Here is a 19,346-nt window from a genome sequence, read left to right as displayed (position 1 = left end):
GACAATAAAAAATGAGCACACCTGCACCCCAAACATGGATTGGCCGTAGCGAGACCGTCCATGACTGCATCAGCCATAACTTGGTCAAGCGTATTGCCGCCACCTTGAGCGAGCCGGCACCCGCGCCGGGTGATGCCCTGCCCGCACTCTGGCATTGGGCGTTTTTTCAGGAGCCAGTCGAAGCGGCCGGCCTGGGTGGCGATGGCCATCCGGCGCGGGGCGGTTTTCTGCCCCCGGCGGATAACCGCAACCGCATGTGGGCCGGAGGACGCCTGGAATTCATCCGCCCGCTGCGGATCGATGCCCAAGTGTCCCGCCGCTCGACCATCCTCAATGTCGAGGAGAAGCACGGGCGTACCGGCTCCTTGATGTTCGTCACCGTGCAGCATGAATATGTGCAGGACGGCCAGCGGGCCCTGCTCGAAGAGCAGGACATCGTCTATCGCGAGCCCTCGCCGCCCAAGCTCGGCGGCACCGAGCCGATGCCCCACGGCGATTGGAGCGAAAGCGTGCAACCAGATCCGACGCTACTGTTCCGCTACTCGGCAGTGACCTTCAACGGCCATCGCATCCATTACGACTGGCCATACGTCACTGAAACCGAGGGCTACCCGGGGCTGGTGGTCCACGGCCCGCTGATCGCTACCCTGAACCTGCGTGCCTTCGTGCGCGCGAACCCGCAACTGAACGTCCGCCGCTTCAGCTATCGCGGTGTGCGCCCGCTGATCTGCCCGGATGCGTTCCAAGTCGGCGGGCGTTTGACCGGTGACGGTAAGGCGCAGGTCTGGGCAGGTAATCAGGCCGGTCAGGCGCAGGTTGGCGAAATCGAATTCGCCCAGGGGGCACGCCCATGAGCGCTGATATCGTACGCAGTGCGCTGTTCGTGCCGGCTACCCGCCCCGAGCGCATTCCCAAGGCCTTGGCGAGTGGCGCCGACCGAGTCATCGTTGACCTGGAGGACGCCGTTGAAGAGGCCCTCAAGGAACAGGCGCGCGATAACCTTGAGCAGTTTCTCAGTGATCAGCCCCAGGCCCAGGTACTTGTGCGTGTCAACGCGCCCGGTCACTGGGCCCACGATGCCGACCTGGCGCTGTGCCAGCGCCACCCCGGCGTCGTCGGCATTTTGCTGCCCAAGGCGGAAACCGTCGGCCAGATCGAACGCGCACATGCCACCGGCAAGGCGGTGTGGCCGATCATCGAAAGTGCCAAGGGCCTGGCTGCGCTGCCCCTCCTGGCGGCAGCGACAGGCGTCGACCGTCTGTCGTTCGGCAGCCTGGATCTGGGCCTGGACCTCGGGCTGAACGTCGGCAGTGCCGCCGCCGGGCAGGTACTGGACCATGCCCGCTATGCGGTGTTGCTGCACAGCCGCGTCGCCGGGCTGGCTGCGCCGCTGGACGGCGTCTTCCCTGCCATCCAGGACACCGACGGGCTGCAGCGTCAGGTGCGCTTCGCCCGGGACATGGGCTTTGCCGGCGCCCTGTGCATTCACCCTGGCCAGGTCAGCGTGATTCACGCCGCGCTCAAGCCTTCGGCTGCCGAGCTGGACTGGGCGCAGCGGGTGGTCGAACACGCTGAAACTGGCGCTGGCGTGTTCACCCTCGATGGCCAGATGGTCGACGCTCCCGTCATCCTGCGCGCCCGCGCCATGCTGCTCCAGGCCGGCTGACGCTCCCGTTATCGCCCCCGGCACCGCATACTCCTTCTGTTCTGACGCGCAGCGGCCTGCGGTACCGGGGGCATCTACCCAGAGAGGTGCCCCATGTGTCTGCTCACTGGCACACCCCGGTCCCGGCGCCACTGCAAACGCCTGCTCTGCCGGCTGCTGGGCGCACTGTCGAGGATGCCGGCCTATGCTTGAAGCCGCCCGTCCCAGTCCCTCCCCCCTGACCCAGGCTGCAACCGAACTGATGGTCGAGATGGGCTACACCGCCATGACCATGAGGAAGCTGGCCCTGCGCGTCGGTATTCTCCCCGGCAGCCTTTACCATCACGTCGATTGCAAACAGGATCTGCTGCTCAATGTCGTGCTCGATATCGTCGAGCGCCGCAAGCAGGCCTGGGCAAACCGCGCCCAACCTCAAGATCTGCATGCTTATGTGCGTTTTGCGCTGGCACGGCAAGTTGCCCTTCCCCAGGAGGAGATGATCCTTCGTCACGAAACCAGGCACCTGCAAGGCCGCCACCGGCTCTGGCTGGAGCGGGCAATGGCGCAACTGGCCGAGCCACTGCACCAGGTCATCGAGCGGGGTTGCGCTATCGGTCAGTACTGCGTACGCGACACAGCCCGGGCCGCCGTTGCGCTCCTGGCGATCATCGAGAGCGCCAATAGTCTGCGGGTTGGCAATGCGGCCTTCGAGGAAGGATGGATCGAGCAGCACATCTTGCGTATGTGCAATGCCTTGCTGCAGCCCGGGCAATGCCCCGGTTGACGAACTGCCTTCAAGGTGAGTGGGGAATACATGCTCTGGCGGATCAGCACCCGCCAGAGCGTACTGCTAGCGGCACTAGGTATCGCGATGGTCACTGGCCTTCAGCCTTTGCCGGAACACATCGAACGCCTGCGGGTTGACCATACGTGGCCCTGGCTCACCGCGCAGGATCTGCAGAATCTGCTCAGCCGCCCACGCGCCCATGCGCTTGCGGGCCTCGCGGGTGACGCCTGCGGTGTGATAAAGGCCGACTACGTTTTCAAGGCCGAGCAAGGGGTGATCCAATGCCGGCGGCTCCTGGTCCCAAACGTCGATTCCCGCAGCGCCAAGATGACCGCAAGCCAACGCGTCATACAAAGCGGCCTCGTCATGCAAGCCGCCCCGTGCGGTATTGATGAACACAGCCCCTTGGCGCATCGCCGCGAAAGTCGACGCGTTCATGAGGTTCAAGGTCGAAGCCAGACGCGGGCAATGCAGCGAGACCACATCACTGTGCTGCAACAGGCTCGGCAACGTACAACTGGCTGCGCCCCGCTGGCCGATCTGTTCCGCGCTCAGCAGGGGATCATGGGCCAGCACCTGCATGCCCAACGCCTGGGCTATGCGTGCGACACGGGTACCGATTTCACCGATACCGACCAACCCCAAGGTCTTACCGCACAGCTCGCTACCCATCAAGTCTTCACGCGAAAACCCGCGTTCCCGGCGCAAGCGCCGGTCCGATTCGCTGATACGCCGCGCGCAATCGAGCATCAGCCCAACCGTGGCCTCGGCCACCGATTGGGCGTTGGCGCCAGACTGGTTGACGACCAACACGCCTGCGCGGGTGCAGGCTTCGACATCCACCGTGTCGAAACCGGCGCCATTGGTCGAGACACACAGCAGGTCAGGCAACTGGCACAGCAGCGCCTCGGTCACACACCACGGTCGTGGGAGTTCGTCCCGCGCCGAAGGCACCTGGTACACCTGGCAGCTGCGCAGCGCCTGCAGGATGACGGCAGGCGGCTGGTCACGGGCAACGGTTTGCAGCACGACATCGGGTGAAGCTTCGAGGATCTGGGCCATCACCGGGTGATACCAGACGTCGAAGCGCACGATCTTCTTCCTTTCAGCAATCATGCTCGCCTTCCCTCAGTGGCTGGGGTGGGTGGGCAGCGTTTTACGGCCCATGAACTTGCGTACGCCGATGTTCGCTTCGACCTTGCCGTCGCCATCGAGATAACCGTGCTTGCCAAGGTCTGGCATCAGCAGCGCCGACACCAGGGTGATGGCGCCGATGACCGCCACGTACAGGTAAAAGTACTGCTCCATCCCCAAGGACCGGAAGGTCAGCGCCACGAACTCGGCCGATCCGCCGAACATTGCGGCCCCCACGGCGTACGGCAGCCCTACACCCAGGGCGCGCACGGTCGGCGGATAGAAGTCGGCCTTGAGTACACCGGTGACCGGGGTATAGAAGGCTGCGATCAGCAACCCGGCGAGCACGAGCCCAAACGCGGCAAGCGGGTCTTGCACTGTCTTGATCGCGGACAGCAACGGGATAACCAGGAAGGTGGACAGCAGGCCGAACAAGATCATGTTGCGGCGCACGCCGATTTTGTCTGCGAGCAGGCCGAACACCGGCTGCACCAGCATGAAGATCACCAGTGCAGAAGCCATGATGATGCTCACGGTGGGGGCCGGGATACCGACACTCACTACCAGGAACTTCTGCATGTACGCGGTAAAGGTATAGAAGTACAGCGAGCAGCCGATGGTGATGGTAAAGGTCAGCAACACCGCGCGCCGGTGCTGCATCAGGCCTCGGAGCGAGCCGGACTCCTTGCTCTTCATGCCCGCTTCAGTGGCTGTCTCGCGCATGGTGCGGCGCAGGATGACCACCACGATCGAAGCCAGCGCGCCGATCAGGAACGGTACCCGCCAGCCCCAGGCCTTCAGGTCCTGTTCCGACAGCACCAGTTGCAGTACCGCAACCGTCAGCAGCGCCAGCAGTTGCCCGGCGATGATCGTCATGTACTGGAACGAGCCGTAGAACGAGCGCCGCCCGGCACGGGATACCTCGCTGATGTAGGTGGCGCCGGTGCCGTACTCGGCGCCTACCGACAACCCTTGCATCAGCCGCGCGATCACCAGCAGCACCGGCGCTGCCACACCCACCGTGGCATACGTGGGCATGACCGCGATCATCAACGAGCCGCCGCACATCATGAACACTGAGATGATCATCGAGATCTTGCGCCCTCGGGTATCGGCGATGTAGCCGAAAATCCAGCCACCCAGTGGACGCATGAAGAAACCGACAGCGAAGATACCGGCCGTGGCCAGCAGTTGGCTGGTCTGGTCGCCAGCTGGGAAGAACAGTGATGCGAAGTAGATCGACGTGTAGGCGTAGATGAAGAAGTCGTACCATTCCACCAAGTTGCCGGAACACACACCCACAATTGCGGTTGTGCGCTCTTTGCGCGTCAACGGACGTGCCGTGCTCATGTCTGCATTCATGATCGCTTACCCTTGTTGTTATTGTTTTTGCCAACTTGGGTACAGCTTTGCATAGCGTCATTTTGGGGGAAGAGGCGCCACAGATCTAACAGCTATGCCTGCCAGGCATGGCTGTCTAGACCGGGCTTTCTGGCCGATTCTGCTGCAGATAGCGGCAGACTTCTTCTGCTGCCCGGCTCAGGCAGCCTTTGAAAATGTGCCGGGGGCTGCCGCCCAACAGTGGTTGCGGATGGCTGACGATAGCCCCCCCCTTCGGTGAGGTTGATGGATGATCGAGCAGCAGGTGGAGCTTGCCCACCGGCCCATCGATTAGCAGCTCTTCACAGTCCAATTGTGACATTTCAATTGTCTCCTCGGTGGCTGCACTCAAAGGGGCCGGGCCGGCAGTGACCGCATGACCAACAGCACCAGCACGACATTGACGACGGCCAAGGCAGCAAGCGTTGCCAGCACACCCATGGCGCCAAAGTGCTGAAGCAGGTAGCCACCGACCAGCGGCGTCAGCGCCTGACCGATGAGCGAAGGCCGCGACATCTTGCCCATCAGCGCCACGTACTGTGCCGGCGGCATCAGCGCAAGGGGCAGCAAACCCCGGACGATGGCCCGCAGGCCATTGCCGCAGCCGTAAAGCAACAGCCCCATTGCTGTTGCGCCAGGCGCCAGGGCAACCAGTGCCACGCCCACGGCCACTAGCACTGAAGAGACCAATGCGGTCCAGATCGGGTGACGTTTGCGGGCGACTATCTGCAGCACGCGCGAAGCGACTTGGCTGGGCCCCAATAGCGCACTCAGGGCGATTGCCGTAGCCAGGCTGTGGCCCAACCCCTGCAGCACTGCCACCAGTTGCACCGAAACTGCTGTCATGATGATCGCGCCGATCGCAAAGATCCACATGAGCAACAAGTACAGACGTCGGTCGACGCTGACATCGGTCGCCGCCGCCACAGGCTTGCTTGTGGCCCCGTGCGGCCCCGCAGGCAGTACCCACAGGTACAGCGGCGCGACCACGACAATCAGCATCAGCGCATAAGCGGTACAGGTAACTCGCCAGCCAAACTGCTCGATGGCGAACGCCACCAGCGGCCAGGTGATGGTGGTGGCAAAACCAGAGATCAAGGTGATGCCAGTGATCGCCCTGCCCGCCCGCTCGGCGTACAAGGCGCCGAGAGTGGCAAACAGCGCCTCGTAAAGACCAATGGCCATGCCGACGCCAATGACGCCCCAGGCCAGCAGGAACACTTGCAGGCTGTGAGCGTTGGCGACGATCAACAGCCCCGCCCCCACCACGGTTCCGCTGGCGGCCATCTGCAGGCGACCACCGTAGCGAACCACCAGGCGGCTGGCCAGCGGCGCAAGCAGTGCGGACACCATTAAGCTGAGCGACAGCGCTCCATAGACCCAGTGGCCATCCCAGCCGGTCTCGCGCAGGATGGGCTCACCCATCACCGCCAAAATAAAGAAGGACCCACCCCAGACCATGATCTGGAGTACCCCCAGGCAAAGAATGCCGACGGGTCCGGGGAGACGTAGAGCAGCGTTCACAAACGGCCTTCATGTACGGAGGAGATCGACGCTGGTGAGTACCGTCGCCAACGTGTTTCGAGGGGCACTGTTGCGCGCAAAGCGCATCGCGCGACTGCAAAATTCTACTGGGATGAGCAAAGGGCTGCTATTGAATCCCGGCATTTCAGCTATGCAGGCCGACGCAGTGTTGACGCAATTAGTCGCGGAGAAAACAGCAGGCTTGCCTGTATTGAAGCGCGCCTGCCTGAGTGAGCAGGCCTGCCGGCGGCAGGCTCTGGTGGACTTACCTTTTGCGCTGCAGGGTGTGGTAACCGAGGTCCTCGCGGGCCTGCTTCAAGGTCTTGCCCTGGCTGATGGCGGCGCGGATATCGGCCTCCACGGCTTCGATCTGGCGGGCAAGCTGGGCGACATCACGGGCACGCCCGCGTGGCACCACCACTACGCCATTGGCGTCGGCCACGACGATATCCCGAGCGCAGACTCGCGCCTGGCCGATGGACACCGGCTCGTTGACTGCGCCGACCTCGACCCTGTCCTTGCCGGTGCGCATGAAGCGGCCCTTGGTGAACAGCGGGTAGCCATCGCCCAGCGCCTTGTTGACATCTCGGCAAACGCCGTCAATCACCGTCGCGGCGATTTTTCGTGAGCCGGCGTACTGGGTCATTATGTCGCCCCAGACGGTGCAATCAGTCCGGCCGTCATTGTCGATCACCACCACATCGCCCTCGCCCACGTCCTCGATGAAGTCACCGACAGTGCCCGGCGGCACGCTGGCGGACACATAACGGACGGTAAACGCGGGGCCGACCACGACTTGCTTGTAGTCGGCCAGCGGCATCACGCCAAAGCAGTGCCCTGGCAGGCCCAGCTTGTCCATGGCATCGGATACGCCGGGGGTGTCGAGGCCCTCGAACAGCGCGACCAATTCTTTGTCTTCGGTATTCATCAGCAGCTCCTTGGTACGGTAATCAAATAAAAGAATGTGCAGGGCAAAAAGCCTCAGGTCGTAGCCGTTCTGGGGACCGGTTCGATAATGGTCAACAGCAACATGAAACTGACGAACGAGCCGATCGCCAAGTAGGAGAAGACGTAGCTCCAGCCGTAGCTGTCGAGCAAAAGACCGGTCAGGAATGGAGTGGCTGCGGCGCCCAACTGGCCAACCATGTTGACGATGGCATTGGCAATCGGGAAGGTCTGTTTGCTGGCCAGCGCCATGGGGTAAACCATATAGGACGAAAAGCCCAGGCTCAGCACCACGCCAGTGGCCATCAGCAGCAGCCCATACGCCAATGGGTCGGCGGGCGAATTGATCAACAGGTACATCATCACCGAGGTACCCAGCGCCGACAGCAGCATTCCGGGCTTGCGCCGTCCGGCCAGCCAGCGGTCCGAGCAGTAGCCGCCCAGTAGGTTGCCCAACACGGCGCCGACCCAGGGCGCTGCCGAGACCAGGCCCATGTTCATTACAGAGAAGCCCTTGACGGTCATCAGATAGGTCGGGATCCAGGCCAGAAGCACGCTGGACACGCCCAGCTGGAAGCAGTAGCTCAGCGCGCTGCCCCATATCTGCCAGGAGCCGAACACCTGGCGTCGGGTTTCAAGCTGTGGTACTTCGCGTCGACGAATGAAGGCATCCAACCGAGCAAAGCTGCGCGCTTTAGGTCGCCCGGTATTGCTCGCAGCGGTTCCGGTACCGCCGGCCCCTGCCGGATCGCTGATGTAGTCCAACTCGGCCTGGTTGACGAACCGACTCTTGGAGGGGTGATCGGCAACCATGAAGTACCAGGCGATTGACAGCAGGATCCCGGGTACGGCAAAGAAGTAGAACACCTCGCGCCAGCCCCACACCGAAATGATCACGGCGCACAGGGGTGGGACGATGACTGGGCCGAACTTCACCGCAGACAGAAAGATGCCCGAGGCGATGCCTTTTTCCCGGGGCGGGAACCAGTTGTTGATGGTGGTCGTCATGCTGATCGGTAACGGGCCCTCCGCCACACCCAGGCCCAGGCGATAGAGCTTCAATGCCAACAGCGAGCCAGCCGTGCCGACCAGGCCGGTTAGCGCCGAGGTCATGATCATTGCGCCGGGCAGGATTCGGCTTACGCCGTATTTGCTGAACGCCAACCCGGCTGGAATCTGGGCCAGTGCGTAGGCCAATAGGAATAGGCTCATGAGGCCGCCAGCCTGGGCGTTGCTCATCTCGAATTCCTGCCGGATGAACGGCAGCGCGACACCGAGATTGGCCCTGTCCGCCGCTGCGATGGTGTAGATGGAAAAGATCATCCCGGCAACGATCCAGCGGTAACTGCTGCGACCTTTGGCATGGACTATTTCAGCGGTCAACATAATGTGCACACCCTTGTTGTTGTAATTCGCGGGTAATCTAGGCACGGTGATACAAGAAAAAAAGCGACAAAAACTCAACTCAAATAATCGCTTTTAGTGGACAGTCTGAATCCCACTCGCCGTAGACAGCAGCCGTGCCGAGGTAATAAACGTGATCACCCTGAAGCAGATCGAAGCCATTTACTGGATTGTCGAGCTGGGCAGTTTCGAGGCCGCCGCCGCCAAACTGAACATGTCGCAGTCGGCGATTTCCAAACGGGTCCAGGAGTTGGAGGATGCCTTCGGCGTATCGATCTTCGATCGCTCCAAGCGAACTGCCCGGCTTACGCAAAAGGGCATCGAACTGCATGCATGCGCGGTGGACATGCTGCGCCAGCGTGACGACTTGCTCGAACGCATCAGCTCGAAGGAAACCCTGATCCGGCGGTTTCGCCTTGGGGTGACGGAGCTCACCGCGCTCACCTGGCTGCCCTCGCTGGTCGAGCGCATACATCAGACCTACCCACGGGTCGACCTCGAGCCTTCCATCGAACTCAGCACCGACCTATTGCGGCGGCTGGAAAACGATGAGATAGACCTCATCGTAGTGCCCGACATCTTTCACGATCCGCGCTTCATCAGCACGCCCTTGAAGGCCGTAGAGAACGCCTGGATGTGTGCACCCGCCTTGTATCCAGGCGACAGCGCCATCAGCCTGAATGCGCTGGCGAGCTTCACCGTATTGACCCAGGGCGGCAGCTCTGGGACCGGCCTGACCTACGAGCGCTGGCTGGCAGAACACGACATTCGCCTTGGCAAGACCCTGACCAGCAACTACCTCGTGGCGCAGGTTGGCCTGACCATCTCAGGTGTGGGCATCAGCTACCTGCCGCTCGCCTGCATGGGCACACTTATCACCCAGGGGCGCTTGAAGGTGATCCACACGCAGCAGCCACTGCCAACCATCAAGTACGTCTGCGTTCACAGGGCCGACCGCTACCAGGGGCTGACGGTCGAAGTAGCCCGTCTCGCCCAGCAAACTTGTAATTTCAACCAGCTAATCATCACTTGAGGCGATGGTTTCTGATAAAAAAATATCGCTAAAAGCAAAGCCTGTTCTCTCCTAACATCGGCGCATGCCCCGACGGTTACCCCTTGATTAGGAGATTGAACATGTCGTTACCCGGGTCCCGCATCCTCGCTTCACCTGCTCTGGCCCCAGCGTCAGTCATCGAAGCTTTCGCTTCGGTGGTCACCCCGCACATCAGCGACAACCTCGGCCGTCACATTGGCGCCCGAGGCCTGACCCGCTACAACACCACAGGCAAACTGGTGGGTACCGCACTGACCATCAAAACCCGGCCCGGTGATAATCTCTATATCTACAAGGCCCTGACCTTGCTCGAGCCGGGTCACGTATTGGTGATCGACGCCCAGGGCGACACCAACAATGCGGTCATCGGCGAGCTCATTAAGCTCTACGCCGAACAACGCGGCTGTGTGGGGTTCATCGTCGACGGCGCGATTCGTGATGTGGACTCCTTCCGTTCGAGCCCCTGTTACGCACGGGGTGTCGTGCATTGCGGCCCCTACAAGACTGGCCCAGGCGAAATCAATGTGCCGGTGTCGGTTGGTGGCATGCTGGTGAACCCGGGTGACATCATCGTCGGTGACGAGGATGGCGTCGTGGCGTTCCCTCTCGCGGCAGCCGAGCAGGTGCTGGCTCAGGCCCGCGCTCATCAAGCCCATGAGGAGCGGGTAAAGGCCGAAATCGCCACTGGAGCTGTGGATCAATCCTGGCTGGACAAGGTGCTGGAAAAGGCCGGGTTGGCGGATTGAAACTCGCTGCCGATCAGCCCTCCCGTGGCGGACCGTCTGACCGCCACGGTCCCTTCCATATATCAGCGCACGCATCAACTCTCATGGCAGGTGGCAAAGGCCGTTTCTGCCCGATAGCAGTCAATTCATGAGCGTCCGCTACCTGCTGGAGCTCAACTTTATTCCAGACTTGTCAGGAAGTTGAAGAGATTCGCGGCTTCTGGGGACAGTCGCGTATTGACCGCGACACCTGCGAATAAAGTTCGAGATGCCCAAGCGTCCACAAGCGGGACAGCTTTCAATGTAGTCTCAAGAAGCCCGTGCCTCACCGCTTCCAAAGGCAAAATTCCGATACCCAACCCAGCTTCGATCATTCGGCAGATGCCATCGAAGCTGGCCACCTGAATTCTGACCTTCAACAGTTTTCTCGCCTCATGGGCAGCATCGTTAATGCGCCGCAATAGCGAACTGCCTTGATTCAGCGCGACGTAGTCATAATCGAGCGTGTCAGCAAAGCTCACCTGTGAGAATTCGGCCAAGGGGTGATCGTTTGGCACCAAAAGCACCAATTGGTCTGCGCGATAGGGCCTTACCTCCAGGTTGGGTGCCAATACGTTGTCAGCGAAGATGCCTATATCGGCACGCCCGTCCTCAACGGCCTGGATCGTCGAGTCGCTAAGCGCTTCTTCCATGCCGATACGCACGTGCGGGTTCGCCGCAAGGAAAGTGTTGAGGTCCTTGGGAAGGAATTGGATTACAGCTGACGTATTGGCGAACAGCCTGACGTGCCCGCGGATGCCATGAGAAAAATCATTGGCATCATGTGCCATACGTTCGACACCTTCGAGGATTAACCGAGCATGTTCGGCCAGGCCTCTCCCGGCTGGCGTTAACTGCAGTCCTCTCGGAAGTCGAATGAACAGGGTGCAGTCGGTGACGCGTTCGAGTTCGGCGAGCCGCTTGCTGGCTGCCGATACGGTCATGTGCGCGCCATCCGCAGCCTTCGTCAGGTTCTGGCTGTTCGCCGCCAGTACCAGCAGCCTCAGAGACGCCAGGTCGAGTTGAAGAAGATTCAGCACGCACCGCCCCATCGTTTCCATTTTGGAAAGTGTAATGGAAAACTTTGAAATTCTCACGCCGGCGCTTTAGGGAGATGATCCAAGCAGAACCTCCAACAAGAACGGAAAACGTCATGAGCCTACCGCTGGATGGCATCAAAGTCGTCGAAATGGGACAGCTGATCGCTGGGCCTTTCGCTGCAAAAATCCTCGCCGAGTTCGGAGCCGAAGTCATCAAGATTGAACCTCCCGTGACGGGCGACCCTTTGCGTAAATGGCGCTTGCTGCACAATGGCACTTCTGTGTGGTGGGCCGCCCAGTCTCGTAACAAGCAATCCGTCACGCTGGATCTTCGCCAGGCAGAGGCGCAGGACGTCGTGAAGCGACTGATGCAAGACGCTGACATCCTCATAGAGAATTTTCGTCCGGGAACCCTCGAAAAATGGGGGCTTGGATGGGATGTACTGAGTGGCATCAATCCAAAGCTGATCATGTTGCGTGTATCAGGCTACGGGCAGACCGGACCTTATCGCGATCTTCCAGGCTTTGGAGTCATAGGTGAAGCAATGGGCGGGTTGCGTCATCTATCCGGTGAGCCAGGGCGCACGCCTGTGCGTGTTGGCGTGTCGATGGGTGACTCGTTATCGGCGCTGCATGGGGTGATCGGTGTCCTCCTCGCCCTGCGTCACCGGGAGCAAAACCAGGGTACAGGTCAGCAGGTGGACGTGGCGCTTTACGAATCAGTCTTCAACATGATGGAGAGTCTGATTCCTGAACATTCGGTGTTCGGCACTGTACGCGAGCCAGCGGGCAGTAGCCTTCCGGGGATTGCCCCTACCAACGCTTATCGTTGCCAAGACGGAAAGTACGCTCTGATCGCAGGTAATGGCGACAGCATCTTCAAGCGTCTGATGGAGAAAATCGATCGGCACGATCTGGCCAACGATCCTGAGCTTCAGCAAAACGACGGACGTGTCCGTCATGTCGCCAGGTTGGATGCTGCGATTTCTACTTGGACGGCTGAACGTCCACTGGACGAAGTACTTGCTGCGCTGAAAGAAGCCAACATCCCCTCCGGTAAAATCTACGATGCAGCCGATATCGCTGCCGATCCCCACTACCAGGCCCGCGGCATGTTGGTCCGCAGCGAGCTGGATGACGGTACGCCGGTCACTTTGCCTGGAATCGTCCCCAAACTCGAAGCAACGCCCGGGCAATTACGTTCGCCCGCCCCGAGGCTGGGCGAACACACCGACGCGGTTCTCGGCGGTTTGGGCATCGATGCTCCCACCCTTGAGCAATGGCGGCAGCGCGGCCTAATCTGATTAGCGGAGTACCTTAAATGAAACGCCTGTTCATGCAGGAAGTTGCGACCCGTGACGGCTTCCAGAACGAAAAAAACTTTATACAAACCGAAGATAAGATCTCGCTCATCAATGAGTTGAGCCAGTGTGGTTACGCCAAGATCGAAGTCACGTCGTTCACGTCGCCCAAGGCCATCCCGGCGCTGCGTGACGCCGAAGCGGTCATGGCCGGCATAGCTCGCCAACCTGGCGTCGAGTACACGGTGCTTGTGCCGAACGTTAGGGGAGCTGAACGCGCATTAGGCTGTGGCATTGATGAGGCCAACCTGGTGATGTCAGTCAGCGAACCGCACAACCACTCAAACTTGCGAATGACTCGGGAGCAATCGTTTACCCAACTCAAGGATGTGGTTGCCGTTATAGGCTCCGGCCCCGTGGCAGTAAACGTCTCATTGTCGACAGTTTTCGGTTGCCCAATGCAGGGTGACGTCCCGAGCGCTGATGTGCTTCGCTTCGTTGAACGTTTTGCTGCACTGGGAGTGCGAGGCGTGACGCTCTGCGACACCACTGGCATGGCTTACCCGTCTCAGGTTGAAGCGTTGTCCCGGCAAGTGCTTGAACACTTTCCCAACCTGCAAGTAACCCTGCATTTTCACAATACCCGTGGCATGGCCTTGGCCAACACGCTGGCCGCACTTGCCGCAGGCGTTAACCGTTTCGATGCTTCTCTGGGCGGCCTCGGTGGCTGCCCCTACGCGCCGGGAGCGAGCGGCAACGTCTGCACAGAAGACCTGGTGCACATGCTCGAACTGATGGGTTACGACACTGGCATGGATCTCCACCGGGTACTGGCAGCATCAGCGCGCCTTCCAGGTTTAATCGGCCACGATACGCCCAGCCAGATCCTCAGGGCAGGCAGGCGCCTGGATTTGCATCCGATACCGGAGCATGTGCATACGCTCACTAAGCAGATGACCAACATCGAATTGGAGCGTGCGCAATGATCGATCATCTCGACCACCTGGTGCTCACCACAATCGACATCCAGGCGTGCAGGGACTTCTACGTCCGGGTGCTGGGAATGCGCGCCGAGACCTTCGGCAGCGGTCGGTTGGCGCTATGTTTCGGTAATCAGAAAATCAACGTCCACGAGCGCGGACGGGAGTTTGACCCCAAGGCACACTTGCCTGTGCCAGGTGCTCTGGATCTGTGCTTTATCACAAGCATTGGGCTCGATGCCGTGATGGTGCGCCTGGAGTCGGAGGGCTGGCCAATCACCGATGGACCCGTACAAAGAACGGGTGCAACCGGACCTATTCGCTCGGTGTATGTACGTGATCCCGACCTGAATCTGATTGAAATCTCCGAGCTTCTCGCACCCAATCGCTGAAGAGATCCATTGCCATGAATATCGTCTTTCTTGACGGCGCCAGCCTGCCGTCCCCATTAGCACGCCCGCTCGAAGCCACTGAGTGGAGCGAGCGGGAGAAAACACCCCTCGATCAGTTAGTTGAGGCATTGGCCGAGGCAGACGTCGCAATTACCAACAAAGTGCGCATTGATCGACTTGCACTGGAACAACTGCCCAAACTCAAACTGATCTGTGTAGCCGCCACTGGCTATGACTGCGTCGATATTGCAGCCTGCCGCGATCAGGGCGTGACCGTGTGCAATGTTCCGGCATACAGCGCGGTAAGCGTTGCCGAGCACGTCATGTGTTCGTTGTTTGCGCTGCGCCGTCAACTGCTTGCCTACAGAGCCGCTTCTGCATCCGAGTGGCCAGCGTCATCGCACTTTTGCGTTCATGGGGAGCCGATTCAGGATCTGCAAGGTTCGACTCTCGGTATCATTGGTCGTGGCGATATTGGCAGTCGCGTCGCTCGGCTTGCCCGCGCTCTGGAGATCAATGTGTTGTTCGCCGAGCACCGCGGCGCCCATAAGGTGCGAGAAGGCTACTCCGAATTCGACGAGGTACTGGCCCGGTCAGACGCACTCACACTTCATTGCCCGCTGACACCGCAAACCCGGTATCTGATTGGCTCTGCGCAGATAGCCCGGATGAAGCCCGGTGCAGTTCTCATAAACACCGCGCGAGGCCCTCTGATCGACGAAAACGCCGTGCTGGCAGGGCTCGCCAATGGGCAGCTGGGCGGGGCGGCATTGGACGTGCTCTACGCCGAACCACCCCGTCCGGATCATCCTCTGCTCCACTGCACACATCCCAATCTGATTATCACACCGCACGTGGCCTGGGCGAGCCAGAGCAGCGTTGCACGGCTTAAAAGTGTACTTGCCGCGAACATCACGGCATTTGCCAAAGGTGATCCGATCAACGTGGTGACTTGAACCCAATATCGATTCAATCAGACCAATAGGTAGAGCCATGACAAAAACAATTAGCTCTTCGATAGAAACCGCTGACGTCGCCTTGCCATGTCGCAAACCGTTCTATCACCATCTGTACGTTCAGGTGCTGGCCGCCATCGTCCTGGGTGTCATTCTCGGGCATTACAGTCCTGGGCTGGGTGAGCAGATGAAACCGCTGGGTGATACGTTCATCAAGCTGATCAAAATGCTCATTGCGCCGATCATCTTCTGTACGGTGGTCAGCGGGATCGCCAGCATGCAAGACCTCAAGCGCATCGGGCGGATCGGCTTCAAATCCCTGGTGTATTTCGAGGTGCTGACCACCATCGCATTAGTCGTCGGCCTCATCGGTGTCAACCTGCTAAAGCCAGGAGTTGGCATGCACATTGACTCTGCGACACTGGATGCATCAGCGATTGCCGGGTACACCAAGGCGGCTCATGACCAGAGTGTTGTGGGATTTCTGACTCATATCATTCCCAGCACGGTATTCGGTGCGTTCACAGACGGTGACATCCTTCAGGTGCTGTTCATTTCCGTATTGTTCGCGTTCGGGCTACAACTGCTGGGCGAGGTCGGGAGACCGCTGCTGAACACCATCGACCTGATCGCCAAGGCGTTCTTCCGGATGCTCAAGATCGTCATGTACCTCGCACCCTTTGGAGCGTTTGGTGGTATGGCATTCACTGTGGGCAAGTATGGTGTCCAGTCGCTGGGGGCCTACGTAAACTTGCTGGTGTGCTATTACATCACGGGCTTGGTATTCGTCTTCGTGGTCTTGAACATCGTGGCCCGTCTGGCTGGATTCAGCCTCTGGAAATTCCTCAAGTATATCCGTGAGGAATTGGTCCTGGTGCTGGGCACTTCATCCTCGGAGTCTGCTCTCCCACGCCTGATGGGCAAGCTGGAGAGGCTTGGCTGCGAGAAGTCCACTGTCGGACTGGTCGTACCATCGGGCTACTGCTTCAACCTCGACGGCAGCTGCATCAACATGACGGTGCTCGCGATCTTCATCGCCCAGGCGTTGGACATTGACGTGTCGCTCTACCATCAGGTGACCTTGCTTTTAATCCTGCTGCTGACGTCCAAAGGAGCTGCAAGTGTGACAGGTGGTGCATTCATAACACTGGCCGCGACCTTGGGTTCAATCGACGTCATTCCCGCTGCCGGACTGGTGTTGGTACTTGGGGTTTATCGCTTTATTTCGGAAGGTGGCGCTTTGATCAATGTGATCGGCAACGGCGTCGCCACACTATTCGTTGCACGCTGGGATGGCGCGCTGGACAGAGAACAACTCAAACGCGAGCTGGGTTAACAGTTTGCTCTCAGCCCTTCAGCAGGCTGCCACGCACGGTGAGCTGAAGGGCTGCGAGCATCTGGATTCCGGCATATTCCGCCACGCAGCCCCCGTCCAGAGCGGACATTGATTGCGGCCAAACAAAAAGGCTGCACCACCTGTATCGCAGATATGCAATTGAGGAGGTGCAGCCTTCCGCTGCTCTACTTCAGCGTCGTTATCTAGCTATCGAGCGTCCTCACAGAAGCGGTGGATGGCCTGGCACGCCGCACGCAGCGAGTCATCATCGAGCGCGTAGGCAATGCGTAAGTAGCCTGAAAGACCAAAAGCACTGCCCTGAACGACTGCAACGTTGGCCTCCTCCAGCAAGGCCAGGGCCACTGCCTCATCATTGACCAACTCACAACCGGCGGGAGAACGTTTGCCGATCAATCCTGAACAGTCGGCGAAAGCGTAGAAAGCCCCTCCTGGAACTTCGCAACTGATGCCCGGCGCCTGGTTGAGCAACTCGACCATGAAATCGCGACGCCGCTGGAAGACTTCGCGGCTATGGGCGATGAAATCTTTCGGGCCGTCGAGGGCAGCGATTGCTGCGTGCTGCGAGATGGAACAGGCACCTGAGGTCTGCTGCCCCTGAAGCTTCTCCATCGCCTCGAGCAGCCAGCGGGGACCGGTAGCAAACCCGATTCGCCAACCCGTCATGGCATAGGCCTTCGACACGCCGTTCATGGTCAACGTCCGTGCAGCCAGACGTGGTTCAACCTGCGCAAGCGTGAGGAAGTCACGGTTGTCGAAAATCAGGTGCTCATAGATGTCGTCAGCGAGAATCAGAACCTGCGGATGGGCCAGCAACACCTCAGCCAGAGCCTGCAGTTCGTCGCGATCGTACACAGCGCCTGTGGGATTGGACGGCGAATTCAGGATCAGCCAGCGGGTGTTCGGGCCGATGGCTTCGGCCAGTGCTTGCGGGGTCAGCTTGAAGCTCGATTCGGCGCCGCAAGCGACAATGCGCGACTCGCCACCACACAGCTCAACCATTTCTGGATAGCTGACCCAGTACGGCGCAGGGATCACAACTTCGTCGCCTTCGTTGAGGGTTGCGGCCAGGGCATTGAAGATGACTTGCTTGCCGCCGCTGCAAACCAGCGTGTCCTGCCAGCTGACGTCGAGACCATTTTCACGCTGGTATTTGCGTGCGATGGCTTCTCGCAACGCACGAAGGCCGGCCACCTGGGTGTAACGAGTATGACCATTGTTGATTGCACTGATGGCTGCGGTACGGATGTGCTCCGGCGTATCGAAGTCAGGCTCACCCGCGCAAAGCGAAATGATCGTCGCCCCTTCTGCGCGTCGCGCAGCCACGCGGTCGATGATCTTGTAGGTTGCCGAAGGCTTGGCAGCCTCCAAGCGACGGTTCAGCGTTTCCAGGCTCACGCGTGTTCCTCCGGATGAGTAAGGCCCATCAGGTCCATGGTGGTGTGACCTTCGCGCAGCTTGGCCATGAACGCTGCTTCTTTGTCCGCACGTTTCTGGCCTTCGCGTAGCGTGCGTTCGACTGCATCCGCCGGGATGATGATCACACCGTCCTCGTCCGCGACGACCAGATCGCCGGCGCTTACTTGTGCACCGCTGAAGTCGAACGGTTTACCTACTGAAGGCGTAGTCGCCTTGACAGTACCTTTGACCGATATACCCCGCGCGAACACCGGGAAGCCATGCGCTTCAAGCGCGGCGATGTCGCGTACGCCGCCATTGATTACCAAACCGACAATGCCTGCGGCTTCCGCCGCCACCGTGAGCACTTCACCCCAGTAGCCAGCAATGAAGTCGGCGCAATCACATACCAAGACGCTACCGCGCGGCGCTTTTGCCACGGCCAAGTGCAAGCCCAGGTTGTCACCAGGCGAACACTGCAGCGGGTAAGCGGGGGCGGCGATGAAGGCGCCCTTCCAGACAGCGCGAATCTCGCGGTCGACTGCAGATGGCAGCCCAGAGGCCTCATACAGGGTGGAACTACCGAGGACCTTTGCAATGTTCTGATAATCGTGTGGAAGGCTCATGGCTGTTTGCTCTGCAGGGAGTGGTATCCGAGGGCGGCACGAGCTTCTTTGAGGCTCTTGCCAGTGGCGATCTGTTCGCGGATCTGTGCTTCGACATGTTCGATGCGACGTGCCGTTTCAGCGACCTCCTGCGCACGATTGCGCGGGACGATGACGACACCGTTGGCGTCAGCGACAACGATGTCGCGGGCGCAGACTCGAGCTTGGCCAACCGACACCGGCTGGTTTACAGCCACGACTTCCACGCGGTCCTTACCGGTACGCATGAAACGGCCTTTGCTGAACAGTGGGTAGCCTTCGCCCAGCGCCTTGTTCACATCGCGGCAGACACCGTCAATGACCGTGCCGGCTATACCCCGGGCCAGTGCGTACTGGGTCATGATGTCGCCCCACACCGTGCAATCGGTACGGCCGTCATTGGCGATGACCACCACATCGCCTGGTGCTACTTCATCAATGAAGTCACCGACAGTACCGGGCGGTGTGCTCGCGCTGACGTACTGAACAGTGAAGGCAGGGCCGACGACGACCTGGCTGTAGTTGGCCAATGGCGAGATACCGAAGGCCTGGCCCGGAATGCCCAGTTTATCCATCGCGTCGGACACACCCGGGGTATCCAAGCCTTCGAACAAGGTAACCAGGTCTTTATCAGAAAGGCTCAT

20 protein-coding genes are annotated in these 19,346 nt (G+C 60.0%); 10 read left to right on the top strand and 10 right to left on the bottom strand.

The window, feature by feature from the left end; translation table 11 throughout:
• Positions 1–11 precede the first annotated feature (11 nt).
• The 3 genes from ACZ889_RS16945 (at position 12) to ACZ889_RS16935 (ending at position 2,429) form a co-directional block, all read left to right on the top strand.
• Positions 12–854 (top strand): HTD2 family dehydratase, encoded by an 843-nt coding sequence (locus ACZ889_RS16945; RefSeq protein WP_182375024.1) that lies wholly within the window; start codon positions 12–14, stop codon positions 852–854.
• Positions 851–1,666: an HpcH/HpaI aldolase/citrate lyase family protein gene (locus ACZ889_RS16940; protein ID WP_476257596.1), complete on the top strand. Its 816-nt coding sequence runs from the start codon at positions 851–853 to the stop codon at positions 1,664–1,666. Before ACZ889_RS16945 ends, ACZ889_RS16940 begins: the two co-directional genes overlap by 4 nt.
• Positions 1,667–1,850: 184 nt before the next feature.
• Positions 1,851–2,429 (top strand): TetR/AcrR family transcriptional regulator, encoded by a 579-nt coding sequence (locus tag ACZ889_RS16935; protein WP_180688126.1) that lies wholly within the window; start codon positions 1,851–1,853, stop codon positions 2,427–2,429.
• Positions 2,430–2,504: 75 nt separating this feature from the next.
• Here ACZ889_RS16935 and ACZ889_RS16930 read toward each other — a convergent pair whose 3' ends face one another.
• The 6 genes from ACZ889_RS16930 to ACZ889_RS16905 form a co-directional block, all read right to left on the bottom strand.
• Complete coding sequence (locus tag ACZ889_RS16930; protein ID WP_180688127.1) at positions 2,505–3,548, bottom strand: hydroxyacid dehydrogenase; 1,044 nt, start codon at positions 3,546–3,548, stop codon at positions 2,505–2,507.
• 12 nt (positions 3,549–3,560) lie between these two features.
• The gene (locus ACZ889_RS16925; RefSeq protein ID WP_476257595.1) at positions 3,561–4,916 is read right to left on the bottom strand and encodes an MFS family transporter; all 1,356 of its coding nucleotides are present in this window, start codon (positions 4,914–4,916) and stop codon (positions 3,561–3,563) included.
• Between the two features lie 127 nt (positions 4,917–5,043).
• Positions 5,044–5,268, bottom strand: a complete 225-nt coding sequence (locus ACZ889_RS16920) for a hypothetical protein (RefSeq protein WP_180688129.1) — start codon at positions 5,266–5,268, stop codon at positions 5,044–5,046.
• Between the two features lie 26 nt (positions 5,269–5,294).
• A complete protein-coding gene (locus ACZ889_RS16915; protein ID WP_374222560.1) occupies positions 5,295–6,407 on the bottom strand; it encodes an MFS transporter in 1,113 nt (370 codons plus the stop codon).
• 328 nt (positions 6,408–6,735) lie between these two features.
• Positions 6,736–7,398 carry an RraA family protein gene (locus ACZ889_RS16910; RefSeq protein WP_098090425.1) on the bottom strand — a complete coding sequence of 221 codons (663 nt, stop codon included), beginning with the start codon at positions 7,396–7,398 and terminating at the stop codon, positions 6,736–6,738.
• Positions 7,399–7,451: 53 nt separating this feature from the next.
• Positions 7,452–8,801, bottom strand: a complete 1,350-nt coding sequence (locus ACZ889_RS16905; RefSeq protein ID WP_180688131.1) for an MFS transporter — start codon at positions 8,799–8,801, stop codon at positions 7,452–7,454.
• A 151-nt stretch (positions 8,802–8,952) separates the two neighbouring features.
• On the opposite strand from ACZ889_RS16905, the gene ACZ889_RS16900 reads away from it, so the two are divergent.
• Together ACZ889_RS16900 and ACZ889_RS16895 are read left to right on the top strand one after the other, a co-directional pair.
• Positions 8,953–9,852, top strand: coding sequence for a LysR family transcriptional regulator (locus tag ACZ889_RS16900; RefSeq protein ID WP_064614602.1), 900 nt, complete (start codon positions 8,953–8,955; stop codon positions 9,850–9,852).
• Positions 9,853–9,953: 101 nt separating this feature from the next.
• Complete coding sequence (locus tag ACZ889_RS16895) at positions 9,954–10,619, top strand: RraA family protein (RefSeq protein ID WP_047602675.1); 666 nt, start codon at positions 9,954–9,956, stop codon at positions 10,617–10,619.
• A 158-nt stretch (positions 10,620–10,777) separates the two neighbouring features.
• Here ACZ889_RS16895 and ACZ889_RS16890 read toward each other — a convergent pair whose 3' ends face one another.
• A complete protein-coding gene (locus ACZ889_RS16890; protein WP_047602877.1) occupies positions 10,778–11,677 on the bottom strand; it encodes a LysR family transcriptional regulator in 900 nt (299 codons plus the stop codon).
• 113 nt (positions 11,678–11,790) lie between these two features.
• On the opposite strand from ACZ889_RS16890, the gene ACZ889_RS16885 reads away from it, so the two are divergent.
• The 5 genes from ACZ889_RS16885 to ACZ889_RS16865 are packed head-to-tail and all read left to right on the top strand — an operon-like array spanning position 11,791 to position 16,642.
• A complete protein-coding gene (locus tag ACZ889_RS16885; RefSeq protein WP_047602674.1) occupies positions 11,791–12,981 on the top strand; it encodes a CaiB/BaiF CoA transferase family protein in 1,191 nt (396 codons plus the stop codon).
• A gap of 17 nt (positions 12,982–12,998) precedes the next feature.
• Positions 12,999–13,964, top strand: a complete 966-nt coding sequence (locus tag ACZ889_RS16880; RefSeq protein ID WP_476257594.1) for a hydroxymethylglutaryl-CoA lyase — start codon at positions 12,999–13,001, stop codon at positions 13,962–13,964.
• Positions 13,961–14,350 (top strand): VOC family protein, encoded by a 390-nt coding sequence (locus ACZ889_RS16875; RefSeq protein ID WP_180688133.1) that lies wholly within the window; start codon positions 13,961–13,963, stop codon positions 14,348–14,350. The genes ACZ889_RS16880 and ACZ889_RS16875 overlap by 4 nt, the downstream gene beginning before the upstream one ends.
• 14 nt (positions 14,351–14,364) lie before the next feature.
• Complete coding sequence (locus ACZ889_RS16870) at positions 14,365–15,306, top strand: D-2-hydroxyacid dehydrogenase (RefSeq protein WP_047602671.1); 942 nt, start codon at positions 14,365–14,367, stop codon at positions 15,304–15,306.
• A 37-nt stretch (positions 15,307–15,343) separates the two neighbouring features.
• On the top strand, positions 15,344–16,642 hold the full coding sequence (locus ACZ889_RS16865) for a dicarboxylate/amino acid:cation symporter (protein WP_257645088.1): 1,299 nt from the start codon (positions 15,344–15,346) through the stop codon (positions 16,640–16,642).
• A 207-nt stretch (positions 16,643–16,849) separates the two neighbouring features.
• Here ACZ889_RS16865 and ACZ889_RS16860 read toward each other — a convergent pair whose 3' ends face one another.
• The 3 genes from ACZ889_RS16860 to ACZ889_RS16850 are packed head-to-tail and all read right to left on the bottom strand — an operon-like array spanning position 16,850 to position 19,346.
• Complete coding sequence (locus ACZ889_RS16860; protein WP_476257593.1) at positions 16,850–18,058, bottom strand: pyridoxal phosphate-dependent aminotransferase; 1,209 nt, start codon at positions 18,056–18,058, stop codon at positions 16,850–16,852.
• Complete coding sequence (locus ACZ889_RS16855; protein ID WP_180688135.1) at positions 18,055–18,684, bottom strand: RraA family protein; 630 nt, start codon at positions 18,682–18,684, stop codon at positions 18,055–18,057. Before ACZ889_RS16855 ends, ACZ889_RS16860 begins: the two co-directional genes overlap by 4 nt.
• Positions 18,681–19,346 (bottom strand): RraA family protein, encoded by a 666-nt coding sequence (locus tag ACZ889_RS16850; protein WP_180688136.1) that lies wholly within the window; start codon positions 19,344–19,346, stop codon positions 18,681–18,683. Before ACZ889_RS16850 ends, ACZ889_RS16855 begins: the two co-directional genes overlap by 4 nt.

The organism is Pseudomonas sp. TE3895 (assembly GCF_056278855.1).
Note: the sequence above shows the minus strand (reverse complement) of the source record. Positions and strands in the feature narration are given on the sequence as shown.